13 protein-coding genes and 5 pseudogenes are annotated in these 20,034 nt (G+C 53.3%); 11 read left to right on the forward strand and 7 right to left on the reverse strand.

Annotated features, from left to right (window positions below):
• Positions 1-278: 278 nt before the first annotated feature.
• Positions 279-1,415 (forward strand): Hint domain-containing protein, encoded by a 1,137-nt coding sequence (locus ACR0M9_RS19550; protein WP_480774429.1) that lies wholly within the window; start codon positions 279-281, stop codon positions 1,413-1,415.
• A gap of 491 nt (positions 1,416-1,906) precedes the next feature.
• Here ACR0M9_RS19550 and ACR0M9_RS19555 read toward each other — a convergent pair whose 3' ends face one another.
• Both ACR0M9_RS19555 and ACR0M9_RS19560 read right to left on the reverse strand, forming a co-directional pair.
• Entirely contained in the window at positions 1,907-2,440 is a 534-nt protein-coding gene (locus ACR0M9_RS19555) for an invasion associated locus B family protein (RefSeq protein WP_480547167.1), read from the reverse strand.
• Positions 2,441-2,444: 4 nt separating this feature from the next.
• Complete coding sequence (locus ACR0M9_RS19560) at positions 2,445-6,266, reverse strand: autotransporter outer membrane beta-barrel domain-containing protein (protein WP_480774430.1); 3,822 nt, start codon at positions 6,264-6,266, stop codon at positions 2,445-2,447.
• A gap of 12 nt (positions 6,267-6,278) precedes the next feature.
• Between ACR0M9_RS19560 and ACR0M9_RS19565 the strand changes: the two genes are divergently transcribed.
• Complete coding sequence (locus ACR0M9_RS19565) at positions 6,279-6,716, forward strand: hypothetical protein (RefSeq protein ID WP_480774431.1); 438 nt, start codon at positions 6,279-6,281, stop codon at positions 6,714-6,716.
• A gap of 783 nt (positions 6,717-7,499) precedes the next feature.
• Positions 7,500-7,643 (forward strand): annotated as a pseudogene (locus ACR0M9_RS19570) (IS110 family RNA-guided transposase); the annotation flags it as partial.
• Between the two features lie 120 nt (positions 7,644-7,763).
• Here ACR0M9_RS19570 and ACR0M9_RS19575 read toward each other — a convergent pair.
• Positions 7,764-8,893, reverse strand: a protein-coding gene (locus tag ACR0M9_RS19575; RefSeq protein ID WP_480774432.1) for an IS3 family transposase whose coding sequence is annotated in 2 segments (ribosomal slippage) — positions 7,764-8,650 and positions 8,650-8,893 — 1,131 coding nt in all. Because the reading frame shifts where the segments join, the coding sequence is not laid out codon by codon here.
• Between the two features lie 253 nt (positions 8,894-9,146).
• On the opposite strand from ACR0M9_RS19575, the pseudogene ACR0M9_RS19580 reads away from it, so the two are divergent.
• Positions 9,147-9,390, forward strand: a pseudogene (locus tag ACR0M9_RS19580) (IS5/IS1182 family transposase); the annotation flags it as partial.
• Positions 9,391-10,363: 973 nt separating this feature from the next.
• The gene (locus tag ACR0M9_RS19585) at positions 10,364-10,753 is read left to right on the forward strand and encodes a MarR family winged helix-turn-helix transcriptional regulator (RefSeq protein WP_480547171.1); all 390 of its coding nucleotides are present in this window, start codon (positions 10,364-10,366) and stop codon (positions 10,751-10,753) included.
• 158 nt (positions 10,754-10,911) lie between these two features.
• On the opposite strand, the gene ACR0M9_RS19590 is transcribed toward ACR0M9_RS19585, so the two are convergent.
• Positions 10,912-12,014, reverse strand: a protein-coding gene (locus ACR0M9_RS19590; protein ID WP_480774433.1) for an IS3 family transposase whose coding sequence is annotated in 2 segments (ribosomal slippage) — positions 10,912-11,753 and positions 11,753-12,014 — 1,104 coding nt in all. Because the reading frame shifts where the segments join, the coding sequence is not laid out codon by codon here.
• A 66-nt stretch (positions 12,015-12,080) separates the two neighbouring features.
• On the opposite strand from ACR0M9_RS19590, the pseudogene ACR0M9_RS19595 reads away from it, so the two are divergent.
• The 5 genes and pseudogenes from ACR0M9_RS19595 to ACR0M9_RS19615 form a co-directional block, all read left to right on the forward strand.
• Positions 12,081-12,418, forward strand: a pseudogene (locus ACR0M9_RS19595) (integrase core domain-containing protein); the annotation flags it as partial.
• Positions 12,419-12,462: 44 nt separating this feature from the next.
• On the forward strand, positions 12,463-13,257 hold the full coding sequence (locus ACR0M9_RS19600; protein ID WP_480774434.1) for a helix-turn-helix transcriptional regulator: 795 nt from the start codon (positions 12,463-12,465) through the stop codon (positions 13,255-13,257).
• A gap of 96 nt (positions 13,258-13,353) precedes the next feature.
• Positions 13,354-14,157, forward strand: a complete 804-nt coding sequence (locus ACR0M9_RS19605; RefSeq protein ID WP_480774435.1) for a helix-turn-helix transcriptional regulator — start codon at positions 13,354-13,356, stop codon at positions 14,155-14,157.
• A gap of 157 nt (positions 14,158-14,314) precedes the next feature.
• Complete coding sequence (locus ACR0M9_RS19610; RefSeq protein ID WP_480774436.1) at positions 14,315-15,184, forward strand: IS5 family transposase; 870 nt, start codon at positions 14,315-14,317, stop codon at positions 15,182-15,184.
• Between the two features lie 204 nt (positions 15,185-15,388).
• A complete protein-coding gene (locus tag ACR0M9_RS19615) occupies positions 15,389-15,763 on the forward strand; it encodes a hypothetical protein (protein ID WP_480774437.1) in 375 nt (124 codons plus the stop codon).
• A 173-nt stretch (positions 15,764-15,936) separates the two neighbouring features.
• Here ACR0M9_RS19615 and ACR0M9_RS19620 read toward each other — a convergent pair.
• Both ACR0M9_RS19620 and ACR0M9_RS19625 read right to left on the reverse strand, forming a co-directional pair.
• Positions 15,937-16,206: pseudogene (locus ACR0M9_RS19620) on the reverse strand (transposase domain-containing protein); the annotation flags it as partial.
• Between the two features lie 172 nt (positions 16,207-16,378).
• Entirely contained in the window at positions 16,379-17,494 is a 1,116-nt protein-coding gene (locus ACR0M9_RS19625) for an IS110 family RNA-guided transposase (protein ID WP_480774438.1), read from the reverse strand.
• Between the two features lie 105 nt (positions 17,495-17,599).
• Here ACR0M9_RS19625 and ACR0M9_RS19630 point away from each other — a divergent pair.
• Positions 17,600-18,383, forward strand: a pseudogene (locus ACR0M9_RS19630) (transposase); the annotation flags it as partial.
• 544 nt (positions 18,384-18,927) lie between these two features.
• On the opposite strand, the gene ACR0M9_RS19635 reads toward ACR0M9_RS19630, so the two are convergent.
• Positions 18,928-19,509 (reverse strand): IS110 family RNA-guided transposase, encoded by a 582-nt coding sequence (locus ACR0M9_RS19635; protein ID WP_480547185.1) that lies wholly within the window; start codon positions 19,507-19,509, stop codon positions 18,928-18,930.
• Positions 19,510-20,034: the final 525 nt, after the last annotated feature.

The following is a 20,034-nucleotide window of genomic DNA, read 5'->3' on the forward strand; positions in this document are numbered from 1 at the left end:
AGGAACATTGTGGGAAAGTGGGTAAAACTTGGGGGTGATGTAGCGGCTCTGCGGTATGCGTTGGTCAACCTACCATCGAGAACGCCAGTCCGCACAACGGCGACACTGTTTGCGTCTTTGAGCCTTCCCAACTGAACTGGTCCACCGTCACGCATAGAAGCATGAAGCTAGAAAAGCGGATTAGTGTTCAAATTTGTAAGTTTTACGAAAGGCTTCGGGCAGACATTCAACCACTAATGACAGCCAATTATTGGCAACCAACACCATGTAGGTAGAAAATGGCAATCCTATCGTTTTCAGGAAATCTCGTTGGCGCAGCGAGCAGTTTCAATGATGATGGCGACGGCGGCACCGATATTGAGCTTGATCAGAGTGTTGACCTGGATGGCAATGGCAATCCTTGGTATAGTGCAACCGACGCTATTCTAATCGAAATTGACGATGCTGACATCGGACCGGATGGCGAACTGCTTGAAGGGGGTGCCGATGGCAAAGTGACGGTACTCTCGGTCAAAATCAATGGCGTCGAACAACTGGTGGGGCCTGACACAATCAAGTTCGACAGCGGCGGTGGTGCAACCGAGATGGGAGATGGGTTTTTCTTCGTTGAGGGGTTGGAACTCGCGGTCCTGTCTCCGGCAACCGGGATCACCTTTGAAGATTCAGAGGCAAACGATGGTAAACTGATCCTGAATGTCGAAGATCGTGTCGATGACTACGATTTGAACAACAACGGCGACATTGATACAGGCACTGCCGAAATTGGCGATGGCGTCTTCAACATTAACACTTCAAATGTTGTTTGTTTTACGCGTGGAACCCTGATTTCGACAATGGAAGGCGAAATGCCGATCGAAACCCTAAATGTGGGCGATCTGATTGCAACCCTTGATCATGGTTTTCGTCCGATCCGCCTCATTGTTTACAGGAAGCTCAATTTCCCGCAGGACGAATCCAAGCACAAGCCAATTGAATTCAAGCCCGGAAGTCTGGGGCCGGGATTGCCAAAGCGCTCGCTTTGCGTTTCGCCACAACATCGCATTCTCGTTTCCGGCCAGGATGGTGAGTCAACAGGTTACGCTAATGGAGGGCTTGTTGCGGCGAAAGGTTTAACGCATCATCCTGGTGTGCGTCAAAAGCTGGGTTGCAAAGACGTTGAATATTTTCATCTTGTTTTCGACTGCCACGAAGTGATCTTCTCCGAAGGCGTGGCGACGGAATCTTTTTATCCTGGGCATGTAGCTCTTGGATCGATTGACGATGAAACCAGAAAGGAATGTCTGGCGATCTTTTCGCACCTTGGGTTGGAAGAAAATGCACCGATCCGCCACGCTCGGTCTTTCATCAAAGCTGGCAAAGCAAGGCAGGCATACCCTAGGTCCCAACAGATCCGGTCGCCGCTTGTTGCACGTTAACTGACAAAGTATCCATCAGAGATTTACCCAAGGAACAAGGTGATAGCTGTGGAAACAATCGACCCGAAAGGTTTTACCGTTGAAAGCTAGTCTAACGGAGATTTGTTCTGCAGTTCTTTTTGTAGATAATGGAGAATCACTTGAAGTTTTTACCGGTTACCATTGTCGAGTGTGTGGACTAAAGTACCCCAAACCAATCTGGGGCGATGATGGAAATTATCCTCTTCTCGTTGAATGCGATTGTTGTGGTGTTCTAATCGGCTACGAAGACATCAATAGAGAAGCCTGTATTGTTTTTCGTCAGTACTGGCTTCGACACAACGCTCGTTTCTGGCACAGAAAGTTCAAGACACCCCACGAATGGGACATTCATAAACAACTGACAGAGGTACCGTCCAAATACCGTTAGCTCGAAGAAAAACAAATTGAAATTGTGCAGGATTCTATCTGTAATCTGTATGACTTTCTCTGCGGGTTGCGTCACGGCCCGGTTACTTAAGGTTCGTCAATCTTATGGTAGCATCGCGAAAACCTTCAAGTGACAATTCCGCCTGAAGTTTCCGGCTGTTTCGACTCACCATTAGAAGTTTGAGAGTCTGGGAGGACTGCAAACTCATCACCTCTTCGGCACTCAACTGTCGTTCTGCAATACAGCCAACAGAGGAGAGACATGTCGTGAAGGATGCAACTGACAAGTCCTTTTCAGCTACGGACAACCTAACTCCCTCCGTAAACAACAATCCAAACGGTGTAACCAACGTGATCTTGGAAGGATCTGTTGTAAACACAGCAGAAATTAGTCGTTTACCGGTTTCAGCTTGTATGAGTTCTTGTGACACCTGACAGATACGATCAGACATGTCGTTATCGAATGCTGAAACATTTTTGCACTGCAATGTCCAACTGCCATAGGTTTCCGAAAGAGACGTGGGGTTCTGCGCGGAACCTGCTGTCGCCGAAATACTAAATCCTGCCGTTACAAGCAGCGGTCCAAGCCATTGAAAATGTATAGTCGAGTAACGCATCCGCTTAGAACTCAATCTTAAAACCGACGCTGCCGCTCAGCGTGTTGCCCGAGCTCCAGCCCGACCCGAATTCGGAACTGGCTGTCACCTCGCCATATATCGCGGAGCGCGAACCGCTTGCCCCGACCCATTCGTGCGAGCCACCAAACCCGATTTCTCCGCGCCAGGGGCGGATTTCATTGGTCAAGGGTGAGCCGGCAGAATTGACGACAGTTGTCGCATCGATCATGCGAAAGACGTTCGCCGTTGCGTAAAGCCGATTATTCATCGCTCCGATGGTGCCAGTCCGATACTCCAGCGTTCCGCCCAACCGGAGCTCGGAAGTGCTGCCATCTTCAAGGTAGACCTGTTCACCGCCTGCGCCAGTGAACTGGTCAAAATCGACCTCGTAATGCAGGTACTGCAACTCAGGCGTAAGCGAAACAGATGGGCTCAGTGCAAAAGTCTTGCCGATCTCGAGCGACGCCGCGTAACCGGAACCTTTGTTATCCGTGACCAGTCGCGTCCGGTCAGAAGACAGGCCGCTCTTGAACTCTGCATACTGCAACTGCGCGTCCGCGTAGAAGCCCGAGTCCTCATACCAGGTCAGGCTTGCGCCAACGCCGGTGGCATCGGTATCGACATTGCCGTTTGCGACCGAAGAGGAGCCGGACAAGGACGCGGATCCGTGGAAGGCCCAGACACCGCCGGCGAGCTTTCCATTGTCGTATTCGCCAAGCAATGTGTCGAAGCCCAGCTCAACCCGCGTGGAACGCATGTCGTAGTCGATGTCGGAGGTCCCAAAGTCCCTCTCGGTTGTCGAGAATTCCGGATCCAGATCGGAAACCGCACCAGAGGCCTTCATCCAAAATCCGGCGTCCCGACACAACGGATCGCTCTCGGTTGACGCCTCTCTTGCAGTGTCACACAGCGGATCGCTGCCAGCCAGCCAGGTACGCCCCTGAACGCGTCTGTGGTGCCCTTGCAATTTGTTGAGTGCATGCAGATTCTGCGGATAGACCTCGTACACGACATTCGACGGCGACAGCGCGAGTTCCAGAAACTGTAGAAGCCACTGAGATCCAACCAGGTTCAATTCATACACTATATTGCCGAGGGTCACGGTTCCGCCTGCCAACTGGAAATCCCCGGTACTCGTCGCGCCCTGAACGTCGATGAGCAAGATGTCATTTCCGGTCGCTTGGCTCGGGGTTATGTCCTGAACGAAAATCGTTGTGCCGCCTGCCACGACATCGCCGCTGATCAACAGTGTATCGGCCGTATCGCCGGTTGCGTTGACATCCAGCCAAAGGGCGCCTCCGCCTGAATAATCGCCACTTACGGCAATCGAGTCGCCAGTGATGCCGTCCTGAGTGTCTATTGCTCCGGCATTGCGGACACTTCCAACGACAGTGATCAATGAGGCTACACCGGATCGGTGATTGAACGTGCCGCCCGCAAGTGTCTCCAGATCACCGGTCAGACTGAAATCTCCCGAACCGCTGATGATGCCGTTGCTTCCGGCGATCAGGCCCAGCCCCGTTCCGCTGCCGACGATCAGGTCAGAACCGAAATCGACCGTGCCATCAAGAACGGATACGGCTTCCCAGTTGAGAACGCTGCTTGAGGTCGTGGTGATGTTCAGGCCCTGCAGTGTCAGCGCATCAACATACCCGTCGGCCGAACTCGCATCATCGCCACCATCCAGGACTTGCGTCCCATCATATGCTGCCGCTGTCACGGTCGCGATGTCCGAACCGTCCTCTCCGTCAAACCCGGCTGTTGAGCCCGAAGTCCAGGTGAATACATCATTGCCGTCCCCGCCGAATACCTCGCCGGATATCGCCCCTCCGTCCAGCGTGATGGTATCGTCGCCCAAGTTGGCACGAACCTCCAAGGCCACGGTGCCACCGGTCATGGTGATCGCGTCGTTGCCGCGGTCGCCGTAGATGTTGCCGGCGACATCGCCACCGGTCATCAGAAGGAGTGTATCGCCGTTCGTCGTGTTGTTGTTGCCTCTGCCAAGGCTGATATCGCCACCGACCGTGCCGGAAATCACCGTGATGACATCTTGGCCCTCACCGCCTCTGAGGTCAGTGGTGATGGTGGCACCGTTCAGCACGATTGTGTCGTCATCGTTTCCTCCGGTGACCTCATTCACCGTGCCGGACAACAACATTATGTCATCGTTCCCGCGGCCCGCATCGATCTGTCCCTGAATCACGGCGCCATCCACCGTGATGATGTCATCGCCCGGATTCGACAGGACATCCACTCCGATGGTGCCACCCGTCAACGTGATCGTATCCTGACCGCGATCCCCGTAAACGGTTCCGGTAACAGTGCCCCCGGTCATGATCAGCGTGTCGGCGTCGCTGGATGAGTTGATGGTGTTTCCAAGATGAATGTCGGTTCCGACGCTTCCGGCGATCACCGAAATCAAATCGACGCCACGTCCGCCAGCCAGGACCGACGCGATGGTCGCACCATTCAGCGTCATCACATCATCTCCGTCGGCTCCCGTCGCACTGTCGGCCGATCCCGAGATTAGGTCGATCCTGTCAACGCCGTCACCCCCGTCAATGACTCCGGCTACACTCGCCCCATCGAGATTGATCATGTCATTGTCAATCCCACCGAAGACGTCGGTCGTTACGGTGCCAGAAAACAGATCTACCGTATCCGCTCCCGCCCCCGCATCGATCATGCCCACGGTACCAGTGGTGTTGAGCGTAATTGTGTCACCGGTATCAGATGCATTTGACATGTCTTGTCCAGCGCCGTCTCCTCTGATCACACCACCCACCGATGCATTACCGGAAATGGTGATCGCGTCCGAGCCACCTGCACCTTCGATATCGTTGGCGATCACCGTATCACCAGTGATGACGATCACGTCATCGTTGATGCAGCCGTCGACATCGCCAACCATGCTCGCCCCGCCGACGGTCGTCGATCCGCCGCAGACGTTGAGTTGCGCGGAGACCAGGTCGTTGATCGTGATCGCCGCATTTGCGAGGTTCAGAACCTCCCAGTTCACAATGTTTCCGCCATTCAGCGTTCCGGAGAACCCACCAAGCGTCAGTACATCGACCTGCCCGTCCCCCACGGCAGCATCATCACCACCGTCCAGAACCTGAGTGCCGTCGTACTGCGCCGCCGTCACCGTCGCGATATCCGAACCGTCGCCCCCAACGAATCCGGTGATTGCGCCCGAGGTCCATGTGAACACATCATTCCCGTCCCCGCTTAGAACGTTGCCGACTGAGCCGGTGGTAGCGATCGTGATCGTGTCGCCCGAGTCGGCACCGCCATTATGTCCGGCCCCGCCGCCCAAAACATCGCCAAGCACGCTCGCGTCACCGAGGACCGAGATTGTATCGCTCCCGCCAGCGCCTTCGATCGAGCCGGAAACAACGGTGGATCCGGTGACCGTCAGGGTCTCTGCGCTGCGCGATCCAAGAAGGTCCGTCAGCACGCTGGCACCACCCAGGGTCACGTCCCCCCCGGTAACGGTCAGGACCGTCGCCAGATTATTGTCACCGGGAGCATTCACGCCGTTGAGCATCAGACTGTCGAATGTGACGACCGAATTACCTGAATGCGCGCTTTCAAATCCACGGACAGTTGCAGCCTGAACTGCGGTATCGGCATTGATCACGCGGAAACTGTCGGTTCCGGTCCCGCCATCAATGATCGTGTCGACGTTTCCGGTCGTCAGGCCGATGGTCACCGTGTCGTTTCCACCCCCGCCCAGAAACTGCCCGGAAAGAATGCCACTGCTCCAGGTGAACTGGTCGTTGCCTCCACCTGCATCGATATTGGAACCGACATTTGTGCCAAACAAATTGATCCTGTCATGACCCGCAAACGCGAACACCGATCCTTCGATAACACCACCACCCAGAGCAATACTGTCGAATTGGCTTCCCCTCACTGGCTGACGCGACCCGCCCAGAACATTGCCTCTGACCGTGCCGCCTCTCATCGTGAAATTGTTTTCGCGATTGTCGAAGCCGGTTGTGCTGCCAAGAAATACGCTGCCATCGATGACGCCACCATTGATTGTGACGAAGTCCCTGGAAGATCCTGCAAATATACTTCCACCGACGTGCGACGCACCATTCACAATGATAGTATCAACACCGCTAGAGGTGTTGATACCTCCCGTTACCGTCGTATTGGTTATTATGATATTTTTGCCGCCCGAACCTCCGACGATCGATCCGACCGTCCCATTGGTAACGGTGACGAAATCCCTCCCGGTTCCGGTAGCTATCCTTCCAGATACGGTTGAGTCGGTGACGTTGACCCGATCGTTGCCGACGCGTGAGCCGCTAAATGTTTGAATGTTGTTGACGACAACACCACCTTGAACATTGACAGTGTCGCTTCCGTTTCCCGTAGAAACATTTAAACCACCTGGATCATTCGCGGGGTCGCACAAGACCACATCGTTGCCGTTAGTCCCCGTATTCGACGACGTGGTTCCGTTGACCAGACAGGCGGCATCGGCGGTATCCGGCTGTCCGACAAAAAGCATAGCGGCAAGAGCAAGGCCACTTGTAGAAGAAAGGTGCCGCGCATTGGCGCTTATCCAGCCACGGATACCGTCGTTCTTGGTACGAAGTGACAAAACTCGGTCAGTGTCAATCTCACTTCGACGGAGATCGATATTGAAGACAAAGGCTGGTTGAGAATTAGATTGTAAACAGCACTCGGCCGGATCATCCGGGACAGACTGAATAACACCATGCTCCGCTGAAGGACAAAAAAGAAACATCCAAGCCTCTGCTCAATCAATGACTCAACTCCAACCGAACGCCTTCCGACGAGAATCAGCAGAGCTGCACATGCCTAGCACCCTGGGATCGGCCCGCCTTCAACCATAGGGTTACTTACAGTACTGTAATGTTATCTTTGATAATTGTATTACGCAAATAATTATTTGATCTACGGATCTTTGGTTGAGCTTGTGACAAAATGGTAAGTCTATTCTTTGAATGCGCGGAAAATGGTAGTGAAAAAAGGAAGGTTACGGCGAATGTACCGACGGACAGGGGTGCGCTCGGTTGCTGAGGGTGGCTGGTTGTCATGCATGTTGGCGCGCAAGCCTAAAATGTTGGTCGCGATCGCGCTAGCAAACAAAATGGCTCGGCAGATCTGGGCGATGCTTACGAAACACGAGGGCTTCAAGGACCAGGAACTTGTAGGCGCGGCATGAAGCTGAAGTGAGACTGCGAGGACCGGTGCCACGGAAGTGTGAGAAGACATTGATATGAGTGGGCGAAACGATCGAACAGATCTGGACCTGTCGCGTTTTCGTGCTGCCCCGGGTGCTCGTTTAGGCCACTTTCCGCTCGAAGGCGACCGGGCTTTTCCATCCCAATGCTGAGTGTCGCCTGCGCGGATTGTAGAAGCCGTTGATGTATTGGAAGATGGCCAATTCCGCGTCTCTGCGCGTCTGCCACGACCTGCGCCAGATGAGATCTGCCTTGATCGTTTTGAAGAACGTCTCGACGGCCGAGTTGTCATAGCAGTTGCCCTTGCCGCTCATCGATACTTGGAAGCCATGCTGCCGCAGAAGCTTCTGATAATCGTGGGAGCAATATTGGCTGCCGCGGTCCGTATGATGGATGCAGCCCTTGGGCGGCTGGCGTAAAGCGATAGCCATCTTCAAAGCCCGGATCGCCAGGTCTCGCTTCATGCGATTGCTCACCGCCCAGCCAATCACCCGCCGGGAATGCAGATTTAGGATCACGGCAAGGTAGAGCCATCCTTCTCGCGTCCAGACATAGCTGATGTCACCGGCCCACTTCTGGTTCGGTTGATTTGCATGGGAGTACCGGTTCAGCAGGTTCGGCGCGATGTTGAAAGCGTGGTTGCTGTCGGTCGTCACCTTGTATTTCTTCGACCGTTCAACGCGGATGCCATTCTCACGCATCAATCTGCCAACCCGGCGATGACCGACGTTCAGGCCCAGTTCTTTCAACTCTTCCGTCATCCGTAGGCGGCCATAGCTGCCCAGGCTGAGACGCGACTGTTCCTTGATATGAGCCAGAACAATCATGTCTGTCCGCTGCCTTTGGCTGGCCGGACGGCTGCGATAGGCACGCAAGCCTCGTTCGCTGACATTCAGAACCTGGCAAAGACGGTTGGTCGGGAAATCGCGGCCATGCTCTTCGATGAACCTGAACCTCATTGCTTTTGACTCGCGAAGAAGGCTGTGGCCTTTTTTAAGATATCCCTCTCCTCCTTGAGAATGCGGTTCTCCCGTCGAAGACGCTCGTTCTCACGGGCAAGGTCCAACTCCTTGTCCGACACCGCATCAGTGTCGCGATGCGCAGTCACCCACTTGTTCAGCGTTGAAAGGCCAACACCCAAATCCGATGCCACCTGTTTGCGTGTCAGCCCGCTCGTCAGCGCGATCCGCACCGCATCAGCCCGGAATTCGTCCGTCCGTTTCAGTCCCATAGTTCGTCTCCTTTGCTGCAATAAATGCTATCAAAGGAGCGGCCTCAAACCGCGACAGGTCCAATCTGGATAAGGATAACCAGTTAGTCGCTGCGAGTAAGAAGCTCGAAAGTTAGATTTGGACCTGCTCCGCTGATCACCATCCCGGCCTGCGGCTTCTGGATATTTCGCAAAAATAGGCCATACAGAAGTTCGCACTCGATCACACACCTTCAGAGTCTAGAACTCCTTGCAATTTGGGCGTCACCACAGAAGTGATTACATCGGCGTTTGGGCTCTGCACAGCAAAATGCCAAATGCTGACTGGCTACTCGGGCACCGCGGCTACAATACCGCTCGGTTCCGAGAAGCGTGCAAGACATAGGGATACGAGCGTGTATCCCTGGCAGGAAGCAACACAAAACCACCGTCAAACACGGCAATGCCGATACAAGGGATGCAATCGGATCAAGATCATGTTCGGCAAGCTTAAGGACAGGAGGCGCGCGGCAACCCGCAGACAAAGTCATCATAACAGTCTTTGCTCGCAAACTCGTCACACTTGCCAACGTGCTCGTCAAATCCCGTCAGATATGGATTGCTCAAAGCACCTGAGAAATACAGTTGCTAGCTTTATCGCCTTATCTGATCGTTAACCATATAAGTAACAGTTCAGATTTGCGAAGGAAACCTGGAAATTCCCCCTTTCATTATTGTTAATAATTGCATTAATTAATTAATGTCGCTGCAGGCGCCACTCACTCTTTCAGCTCTCCCCTCAGCTGATACCGGTTTGACCTGCGGCGACAGCAACTGTTCCAATACGGCCCAACCGCCACCAAGCTCTTCGCAAGGATGTTGGAGATCAATGGATTGCCGAGGAAGATTGTGATCAACAAGAGCGGTGCCAACGTTGCAGATATTCAGGAAGAAAACAAGATCCGAGACGTTTTGGCTGTTCAGCTAAATTTCAGATAGTCCTGTCGAAGTTCTTGAATATCTTGATCGAACAGGCTCATCGGTTCATAATACGGCGTGTCCGGCACTTGGGTGGGTTCAAATTGTTCAAATCCGCTTTGGCCACGTTGGATGGTGTTGAGGGCACCAATATGATACGGGGGTAGCAATTCAAAAGCGCCACGATTACAGGATTTCGGATGTTTGCTGAGATCACAAGATAATTGCTTCCAGAATGACGCCGTCTCAGTTTTTTCACAGTATTTTACGACACATCAAGATTATGGTTTAAAGGTATTGACGCCTCAGATTCGACTTGAAAGAAGGCTTTTCATTTACAAGTGTAGTATATGAACGGACATGTGCGGATCAAATCCGTTTGGCGAATGCAGACAACAATGGTGTAGCAGCCGTCTCCTAATCAAAAAATCACAATTCTTGTGATATTGACGAGGATGATTGAGCGCTAGGGATAAGGGGGCAATAGTGAGCAGTCCAGGAGGCAAGCTGGATACCGGCATCGTTGAAACATCCATGAGCTTTCTGCTGCGGCGCTCATCGCAGCGGTTCAAAGATGCCATCACTCCTGTTTTGAAGGAAAACGGCATATCTGCTTTGGAGTTCACAACCTTGAATTTGATACAGGCAAACGAATCCTGCATCCTCCGAACCCTTGCGGATGCAATCGGTGCTGAACCCCCTGCGATGAACCGTATCATAAACAGCCTTGAAGAAAAGCAATTGGTTTACCGGCAGAAAGATGCTACGGACATGCGTTTCACATATTTTGAGCTTGCAGATGCTGGTTTCAGACTGATTGACAAAGCGACCCCTGAGGTGCAAGAAGCAGAAGACAGCGTGCTGTCTGATTTGGCGGAAGACGAACGGCAACAACTGTTTTCAGCGCTAAAAAAACTTCTTTGAACGAAAATTTGGCTTCTAGAACAAGCAGATGTGGTGTACAGGCCTTGGCTTCCGTCTGACCTCCCCCCCGCTCGTCCCTAAGTCTTAACGAGAGTCTGGGGGTCTGTGCTGTGCTACCGGAAGTGTCCCCGCTTGGGGTTAGATTTTCCGCCCTTTGATCACACAGACGGGCTGGATGCGTCTGGCAATTTCATGAGCGCTGCTGGGACGTTGTTCCCAATGGCGCTGTGCGGTCTTTCTTCGTTGTTGTCTCTACGCCAAGCCTCCAACTTTTCGGCCGTATCCGCAAGGCCCATGAACCAATGTGCGTTCAGGCATTCGGATCGGAGTTTGCTGTTGAACGCCTCGATGTAAGCATTGTCAGTCGGTTTTCCTGGCCTTGAGAAGTCCATGGTGACACCCCGCTGGTAAGCCCAAAGGTCCATGTCCCGAGAGACAAATTCGCTGCCATTATCGACCCTGATCGTCTTGGGATAACCGGTCTTGCGGCAAATGCGGTCCAAAGTCGCTACGACATCTTCGCCTTTGTAGCTGAACCGGGCGTCCAGCACAGGAACGTAGCGGGAGAATGTGTCGACGACTGTCAGGATGCGCATCTTGCGACCTGTGGCCAACTGATCATGCACGAAGTCCATTGCCCAAACATCATTCGGATTCACGGCCTGTTTGCGGTCTTCGCGAAGCTTTGCCTTCACACGGCGTTTTGGGGTTTTATTGCGCAACTGCATACCCAACTCCTTATAAACACGATACGTCTTCTTCGCATTAATCTCCCAACCCTCCAGGAGCAGAAGCACATGGACGCACCGATAGCCAAACCGCACACGAGTCTCACAAATCTCCTTGATCCGCTGTTCTAACGCGGCCTGGTCGCGTCGACGAAACTTGTGCCGATATGTCCGTGGATCGAACCGGATAAGCCCACAGGCCCTCCGGATCGATACCCGCCAATCAGCTCTGATCTCGTCGACCAGCGTTCTCTTGCGAGCAGGCCTCAGAGCTTTCGCTTGATGACATCCTGAAGCATCTCTTTGTCCAGCGACAAGTCTGCGACGATCTTCTTCAGCCGCCTGTTCTCGTCTTCCAACTCACGCAGCTTCTTCATGTCCGTCGGCAACATCCCGGCATACTTCTTCTTCCAATTGAAGTATGTTGCCTGGCTGATCCCGGCCTTCCGGCAGATCTCAGCAACAGGTGTTCCGTCTTCGCCTTGCTTAATGATGAACGCCTTCTGCGCGTCCGTGAATTTGGATGCTTTCATCGCCTTCCGCTCCTCTCCCAGCCAAGGGAAATCTAGCGGAAAACTCTATCCATAAACGAGGACGTTTTCAGGGATCACAGCAGCTATGACCGCTACCCATTCTATCGCTTCGACCTTGCTGGTCGCCATCGGCATTTCCAAGCACCGGCACGAAGTGCTTATTGGCATGTCGAGGATCTGGGAAATCACCATGCTATATCCGGCGAGCAACGCCCCAGTTGAACGGCAAAGTCGAACGATCCCATCGATCAGACCAACAGGAATTCTACCTGCTACTCAGCTACAAAGATGACGTCGATCTGGAAGCCAGATTGGGCGAATGGGAAGCTTTCTACAACTTCCAAAAGCCACACGGCGAACACAACGGAAAGACACCTTACGAAGCGCTCAGAGAGAAGCTATAGTCAAACATTGGGATGACTCGCACGTAACTGAACCTTACAGCCACATGATTTACAGATATGATCGAAGAGAGCAAGCCATGTTCGGGCAAACGGCACTGGTTGCAGAGATTTTTGGTGACAACTTTGGCGAAGCGGTTCTGGAATATGTTTCGAGAACCGCGACCATCGCCAATCTAAGTGTATTCTATTTTCCGGACTTAACACATCCGAAGCCGGTTCAATCTGTCTGGGCCGGTCGGATTGATGATTATTGGTTGCGTCGCAATGGAACAGTGATTGCAAATGATCCTGCACTTTACCTTCCTGTTTTAGAAGATGTTCGAGCATCGCCGACCTCTGGTATTCATATAGAACGATGGCATCCTAGTGATAGCGATCCGATAAAATTCATGTTCGACCAATTTAATGTTATTGAACGGGTTACTACTGCTTCCCGAAAAAGATCGTTCGGATACAAGACCTTTTTTCTGCGTGACAAAGCTGATGGCTGGATCTCTGATAGTGAATATGACGCTTTGTGTAATGTTCTAGTTTTTGTGCATGAGTTAATTGGTTTGAGGCACCGATTGTTAGGATCGGGAAGTTTCCAATTCGTGTCTGGGCCGAGTGCTTCCAGTCTGCGAGAACAACCGGCCACGCAATTCTCGCGATTGTCCAAGAGGGAAGCACAAGTTTGCGACTATGTTTTGAATGGTATGACCGTCACCGGGACTGCACTTGACTTGTGCATTTCCGAAACGACAGTCAGAACACTGCGCCGCCGTGCTTACCGAAAGCTAAACGTAACTTCGGCAGCCCAGTTGATGGTTCTAGTCGCAGACCATCTAAGGCATGAATAAGGCGGGATGGCCAACCATTTTTTCATGCGTGTGGGTTACTGAGAAACATGTGGACATGGATCGCCACGTTGAATCTGCGAGAATGGATATTCTACATTGAGCCAGATAGCTGAGAAAATTGTCAAAGAAACCCGTCATCCGACCAATAGTGCAGCACTACTTGCCGCTGTGTTGCGGGATGATTTTGGTCAGGTCGTACTTGAGTGTGTATCGGACATTGCAACTATCAGAAATTTCTGTGTTTTCTATTTTCCTGACCTAAGACAACCGAGGGCAGTTCATTCCGTCTGGTCAGGCCAAGTTGGCGACTTTTGGTTGCGCCGGCACGGTGCTGTAATAGTTAACCAGCCTGAACTGATCGATCCTATCCTCGAAGATATTCGGACTGCTCCGGTAGATGGAGTCAGACTGGAACGCGGGCGCCCCGTAAATGGTGACCCGGCAAAGCCATTATACGATCAGTTTGGTATTCTCGAACGGATCGCGGTTGTGTCACGCGATGTTCAGTGCGGATACCAAAGCTTTTTCCTTCGTAGTATGTCCGACGGTTGGCTTACTGACCAAGAATACGAAGGTCTTCTCGAGTTTCTACCTCTGGTGCATGAAGTTATTGGACTCAGGCAACGAATTGTTGGCTCCGAGAATTTTCAGTTCGGATCCGGATCGAGCGTATCAGGCTTGCGAGAGCGTAGGGTTTTGCAGTTTTCTAAGCTTTCTGAGCGCGAAGCGGAGGTTTGCGACTGTGTCGCAACTGGCATGACTGTAGCCGCGACGGCAATTAAACTGGGTATTGCTGAAACAACGGTCAAAACATTGCGTGGACGAGCCTACCGCAAGCTCAATATTAACTCTGCAACCCAATTGATGATGCTGTTCTTTCATGGTTCACGGAGTGAATGATAACGTGAGCAACCAACAAGTGGTCCTGCTCCACGGCTTTGTTGCACAAATCCTGTCAGGTATTCACTGTGTGACTCCAGCGTTAAAACTGGATGGAATGAGTAGTTGGGTCTCCACGAAATACAGAACCACGAACTGGTCGTCCTAGAATGACAGCTTGAGGCAACGCGGATCGCTTTCGATCTGGTTTGTTCCCGAGATGGTGTGGGCGCCCCCACCAAGCGGCAAGCGCGGCCGCCAACGGCGTTCTAGCAATGCCGCGATCCAGACCTGCCTGACCCTGAAGGTGCTGCTTGGCATGCCGCTCCGGCAGACCACGGGTTTCGTCGAAAGCTTACTGCGGTTGGTGGGATTGGGCTGGGCAGTGCCGGATTTCGGCACCTTGTGCCGCCACCAGAAGACACTGAACGTGAGCCTACCCTATCGTGGCACCGGCCCGCTGAACCTTCTGATCGATAGCACCGGCATCAAGTCCGAGGGCGAAGGTGAATGGAACGCTCGCAAGCATGGCGGCCCGAAACGTCGGATTTGGCGCAAGATACACATCGGAATTGACGAGGACACGCTGGAGGAGCGGGCCGTCGAGGTCACGACCAGCAATGTTGGTGACGTGCCCGTGTTGCCGGACCTGCTCGATCAAATCCCACCCAATCAGGACATCGGGTCAGTGACCGCCGACGGTGCCTATAGCACGCGCAGGTGCTATGACGCCATTGCCGCCCGCAATGCACATACCGTCATACCCCCTCGCAAGAACGCGAAGCCGTGGAAGGCCACGAGCGCCGGCGCCATCGCCCGGAACGAAGCGGTAAACGCCTCGCGATACCTGGGCCGCGCTATCTGGCGACGGTGGAGCGGATACCACCGCCGAAGCCGCGTCGAAAGCAAGATGAACTGCATCAAACTCCTCGGCCAATCATTGATGGCAAGAGACTTCGACCGGCAGGTCGCGAAAATCCAGGTCCGTGTGGCCGTGCTCAACAGCTACATCGCTCTTAGCACACCCGTCACGGTGCCCGTAGGATAGGTCTGTCCGGGGAAAGGGGAAGTCCGGTCAATATCCGATTTGTGCAACACGGGCTTGTAGAATTTGTCATCCACCGGAACTACAGAAAAACACAATTTTTTCTGCGAGGGTTAATTGAAAAGTGAGGGCAAGTTGCAACTCGAGGGCGAAGGAGCGCATGTGACGTTTGCATCGACCCGTAGAAATTAAGGCATAGGTTGGAAAATGGCAAGCGATCGAGATGTTGCTCAGGTGGACCTCATTGTGGATAAGTTAAGTGGCCTGACACTCGACTACCTTTGTTCCGATGGATTGCGCTTTGTCATCAGATTTCACGATGGCAAAGCTAGTTACTGGGCGGTCGGACAGGACGGATGGATTTCTAACCGCAACGATAGCATCCCATATCGCTGTCGTGAACTTCGCCCGGGATTGATCTGCGCCGTATGCCACGAACAATGCCTAGGCGACATCGTTACCTTAGTCATTGATTTTGAAGAACAGAAAATTTTCTCCACCGCGCTCTGGGGTTACCCTGCTGATGAACGTAGGCTATATTTCGAAGATGGCAGTATTACTGCCGTAGTTCGAGAAAGTTGACGTGCTACTAGTTCAAGAGAACTGACCCACCTGTGCTCTGAAACCCGATTTTCCTGCCGTTTGTAGTTAGAGTTTTTCGCTCGTATTTTCCTTTGGTTGGGAAGGAGCGAAGACGATGAAAGCGTCGAAGTTCACGGACGCGCAGAAGGCGTTCATTGTAAGCGGTGCGCCGATCACACGTCTGCGGCGTAACTCCAGGGCATCAGGCTGCTGATGTTGGACTGTTTATGCCCGTTTGCGATAGCGGTCAGTGTTCGAGTGAGCCAGGCATGCGGATCTACGCCGTTCAATTTGGCGGTTTCGATCAGAGTGAATGCGATGGCCATGGCTTTGCCGCCGCCCTCGGAACCTGCGAACATCCAGTTTTTGCGGCCTATGGCGATTGGGCGGATTGTGCGCTCGACGCTGCTGGAATCCAGTTCCACGCGTCCATCTTCAAGGAAGACGTCGGTAAACAAGCTCTGATGCGCGGGTTGGATACCGCATGACCGAATGTGCGTCTCGGGACTCTTCCTATCTTACAACGGGAATCAACTCGTGTTGGCCTCAAAGCGAGTGTCGGATATTCCCCTGCCGTTAACCTCGCGCCCGCCATTGGGCGCATGTCGGCCGCGGCTAACAGGCAGGCATGGTGCGGCGGGCGATGTCCCACATGAAGGCGGCCATTTCCCTTGCGATGGCAGTGGTGATGACTGTGGATTTCTTGCCCCGTTGGCTGAGTTTTCGATATCGAGCCGTCAAACGTGATTGTGCTTCCCAGGCAATATCCTGCACCTCAGCCGACTGGTCTTGAAGGATGTATAGCTTGCTGACGCCCGGTCGGGCTTGTAGGCGATAGGTCCAGGCACCTTCGATCAGCTTGTGACGAACGCGGGAGTTGCCCGCCCGGGTAATCCCGCCACGCTTGGTCGTTTTTCCTGTTGAGTATTCGCTTGGCACAAGCCCCAGATAAGCCATCAGTTTTACCGGCGTTTCAAACCGGCGCACGTCCCCGATCTCGGCCATGAAGGTAACGGCACTTATAAGCGCCACACCCCGCAAGGCCTGCAGCGCATTCACAGCCGGGGCGAGGTCCCATTCCGGCACGAGAGCTTCGATATGTCCGGTCAGCCGGTCCAGGCGTTCGGTGGCATTGCGCTCAGCATGCAGCATCTCCTGAAGGGCGATTTGATCCGCCGGATGATCGAAGCTCTGGCTTTGCAGCCACCTGTGATACCGCATCGTCCACGGCTTAGTCCGATGATAGATTCGCCCATGGCGCAGTATGAACGCCGAAACGAGATGGCGTTTGTGCCGCTGGTCCTCTGCCGCGCTTTCCCGAGCCCGAACCAGGTCGCGCATCGCCTCATGCGTTTCATCAGGAACCCAGATCGGCGTCAGTTCTCCGGCACGCAAGAGGCGGGCCAGTCGAATGGCATCCAACCGGTCTGTCTTTATGCGCTCACCGGCACGAACCGGAATCAACGAGGGCGCGACAACACAGCATTCGAAACCGAACGCGCGCACCTGCCAATAAAGGCCATATCCCGTAGGCCCCGCTTCATAGCATATCGAGACAGGCGCCCCACGCCCGGAAAGTTTTTTGAGCAGCCGGTCGACGCTGGCAGGGGCGTTCTCAAAGGTGCCCAAGATGAGAACTTCGTCACGCACCCCACCACCGGCGATTGCAACTGCCAGCTTGCCCTTCGAAACGTCGATCCCGACATGGATCGTCGGTTGTTCTTTCGTCATGCCTTCCTCCATCGCAGATCGACGGCACTTGCTGCCATGCGATCAGGATACAGGCTGAACCATCATGCGTGCGCCGCTGGAAAAAGACATGCGGTCTTACAGCGCATTGTAAAGCTGGGCGAGGAAGGTACGCCGGTTGCGGAGATTTGCCGCAAGGCTGGGATCAGCCAAGCGACGTACTTCAACTGGAAGAAGAAGTACGCAGGTCTGATGCCGTCCGAGATGAAGAAGCTGAGGGAGTTGGAAGATGAGAACCGGCGGCTGAAGAAAATTGTCGCCAATCTAATGCTCGACAAGGAAATGCTTCAGGATGTCGTCAAACGAAAGCTCTGAGGTCGGATCGTAAGCGCGAGATCATCGACGGCGTTCGGGAATACTTGTTCGTTGTCTTGCTCATGATACTCCATCCTACTCAAGAGTCGGAGCCTCCGGCAAACCCGGCGCAGTTCAATCCGGCCAGTTTAAAAAAGCCCGAATAACGGAGATTTGCGAGACGCGTGTTCGATATGGACATCGACGCGTGCACTATGTGCTGCGACGAGAAGGTTGGGAAGTGAATCCCAAGAGCGTCTACAGGATTTACAAGGAAATGGGTCTGCAGCTTCGAAACAAGTCACCCAAGAGGCGCGTGAAAGCCAAACTGCGATAAGACCGCGCAGATGCTGTTTGCGCGAACGATGTTTGGGCAATGGACTTTGTGCATGACCAACTGGCTACTGGGCGCAAGCTTCGCATCCTGACGGTTGTAGACACCTTCTCACGCTATTGTCCTGTTATAGATCCACGCTTCAGCTATCGAGGTGAGGATGTCGTGGCCACATTGGATCGTGTTTGTCGTGGCATGGGGTATCCCAAAACGATACGTGTGGACAATAGGCGCGAAGCGATAATCATATGCCCCACAAAAGTTTGCGCAAGCGACACGCAAAAGATTGTCATTATTAATTATTTGTGATAATTTAATACAAATTTAGCTAACCGAAACTGCTCAAGTATCGCGTGTCACAAGAATAACAAAGAGACAATACCGTAGTGTTAACCTCCGGGTCAAAGACGATTGGGAACTTATCAGTTATTCTCGCAATAAACGGTCAACGCCGCGAAATCGAATGCCGGGGAGATACGATATTGCGGCGACCCAGCCCTGCTGACTCCGAACCAAGCAGGGCTGGGTACATCTAGGGTCAGGATCTGTAATTTATGGAGCTCGGCGGTGTTTCCCTTGAGGGTTTCAAGGATCTGTCCGCACTGATTGCTGTAAGGCAACCGTGCTGTATCGGGTTTCACAAGGCCGAACGTTGCATTGAGTCGAAGCGGGTTCCTAGGCCCATCCGGTAACCTTTGCAGATCGTTCGTCCCTGCCTCCCCTCTCGGGACACCACCCTCGGATAAGCTTTCCGGCTTCACCGCTGGCAATTGATTTCTATCTCATCTCACGCTTCGAACAAAGTACCGTCACGCAGCATCGCGTGCATGATGACAGCAAGCCGTCTAGCGAGTGCCACGCGTGCCTTTCTCAGACCTCGACGTTTGGCGATCTTCTGGGCCCAGGTTTTGAGGGCGAAGTTGCCACGACTGCGCGTCAGGATCGAGTTGGCCGCTTCGTATAGCAACTTGCGTACCATACTTTCGCCCTGCGTGGTGATGCGTCCCGTCCAGTCGATTTCCCCCGACTGGTAACGCCTGGGGACCAGTCCGAAGTAGGCACCGACGGTGCGGGATTGTCGGAAGCGGTCAGCTTGATTAATGGCCGCTGCGAAAGCAGCGGAAGTTTGAACGCCAACGCCAGGGATGCTCATGAGCTGCCTGCAGGCCGACGATTGGTGAGCGAACTCATGCAAGACACGATCCAGTTGCTTGATCTGTTCCACCAATCCGGCTCTGGCGGCGACCAGCGCCGTGATGCTCTGGCCAAGGCCTGGTATGTCGACAGCAGTCATCACTCGGTCGATGAACGACTTGCCCTGACCGGGGCCGGATTTAAACCCGAAAGTTGAACAAATACCGCGGATCATGTTGTTCGTCCACCAAAAAACGGGGCTGCAAGTCAATAAACCGGCTGACAACCGAAACCGCCAAACTGGGGAATTTTAGCCTGCCCGTTTTGGGGAAATTTGAGATGCCATTGACAATCGGAGCCGTGAATCACGCTGAGTGGCGAAAATCAATGCACCCTAACCCTAGACTATTTGAATGCTTGTGGGGCTGTCCACAAATGGCAATGCCGAGAAAAGCTATAGTCAAACATTGGGATGACCCGCACCTCACAAATAAGCTAGACTACGCAGTTTCGAACCGAAGAGCGACTCTCAACCCGGGTGAGTTGTTAGCAGCCTCTAAGAGTGCTGAATGATGATCGGCTATAGCTTTCACTAGCGCAAGGCCTAAACCATTCCCAACATTATTTCGTTCGCTTTCGAGCTTGTAGAAGGGAATAAATAGCTTTCCCCCGACATTCCCCAAGTGGCATGCCGTCTGACGTGAAGATCGCCTTACTCTGCTCACCGGACAAGCTTTTTTTGCCCCGACCGGCGTCTGCG

Source organism: Ruegeria sp. CH2 (assembly GCF_056537065.1).

Bases quoted from the DNA above. Each gene is read 5' to 3' on its own strand.
- ACR0M9_RS19550 (WP_480774429.1), top strand. From the start codon at position 279: ATGGCAATCCTATCGTTTTCAGGAAATCTCGTTGGCGCAGCGAGCAGT.
- ACR0M9_RS19555 (WP_480547167.1), bottom strand. From the start codon at position 2,440: ATGCGTTACTCGACTATACATTTTCAATGGCTTGGACCGCTGCTTGTA.
- ACR0M9_RS19565 (WP_480774431.1), top strand. From the start codon at position 6,279: ATGACCCGCAAACGCGAACACCGATCCTTCGATAACACCACCACCCAG.
- ACR0M9_RS19585 (WP_480547171.1), top strand. From the start codon at position 10,364: ATGAGCTTTCTGCTGCGGCGCTCATCGCAGCGGTTCAAAGATGCCATC.
- ACR0M9_RS19600 (WP_480774434.1), top strand. From the start codon at position 12,463: ATGATTTACAGATATGATCGAAGAGAGCAAGCCATGTTCGGGCAAACG.
- ACR0M9_RS19615 (WP_480774437.1), top strand. From the start codon at position 15,389: ATGGCAAGCGATCGAGATGTTGCTCAGGTGGACCTCATTGTGGATAAG.
- ACR0M9_RS19625 (WP_480774438.1), bottom strand. From the start codon at position 17,494: ATGACGAAAGAACAACCGACGATCCATGTCGGGATCGACGTTTCGAAG.
- ACR0M9_RS19635 (WP_480547185.1), bottom strand. From the start codon at position 19,509: ATGATCCGCGGTATTTGTTCAACTTTCGGGTTTAAATCCGGCCCCGGT.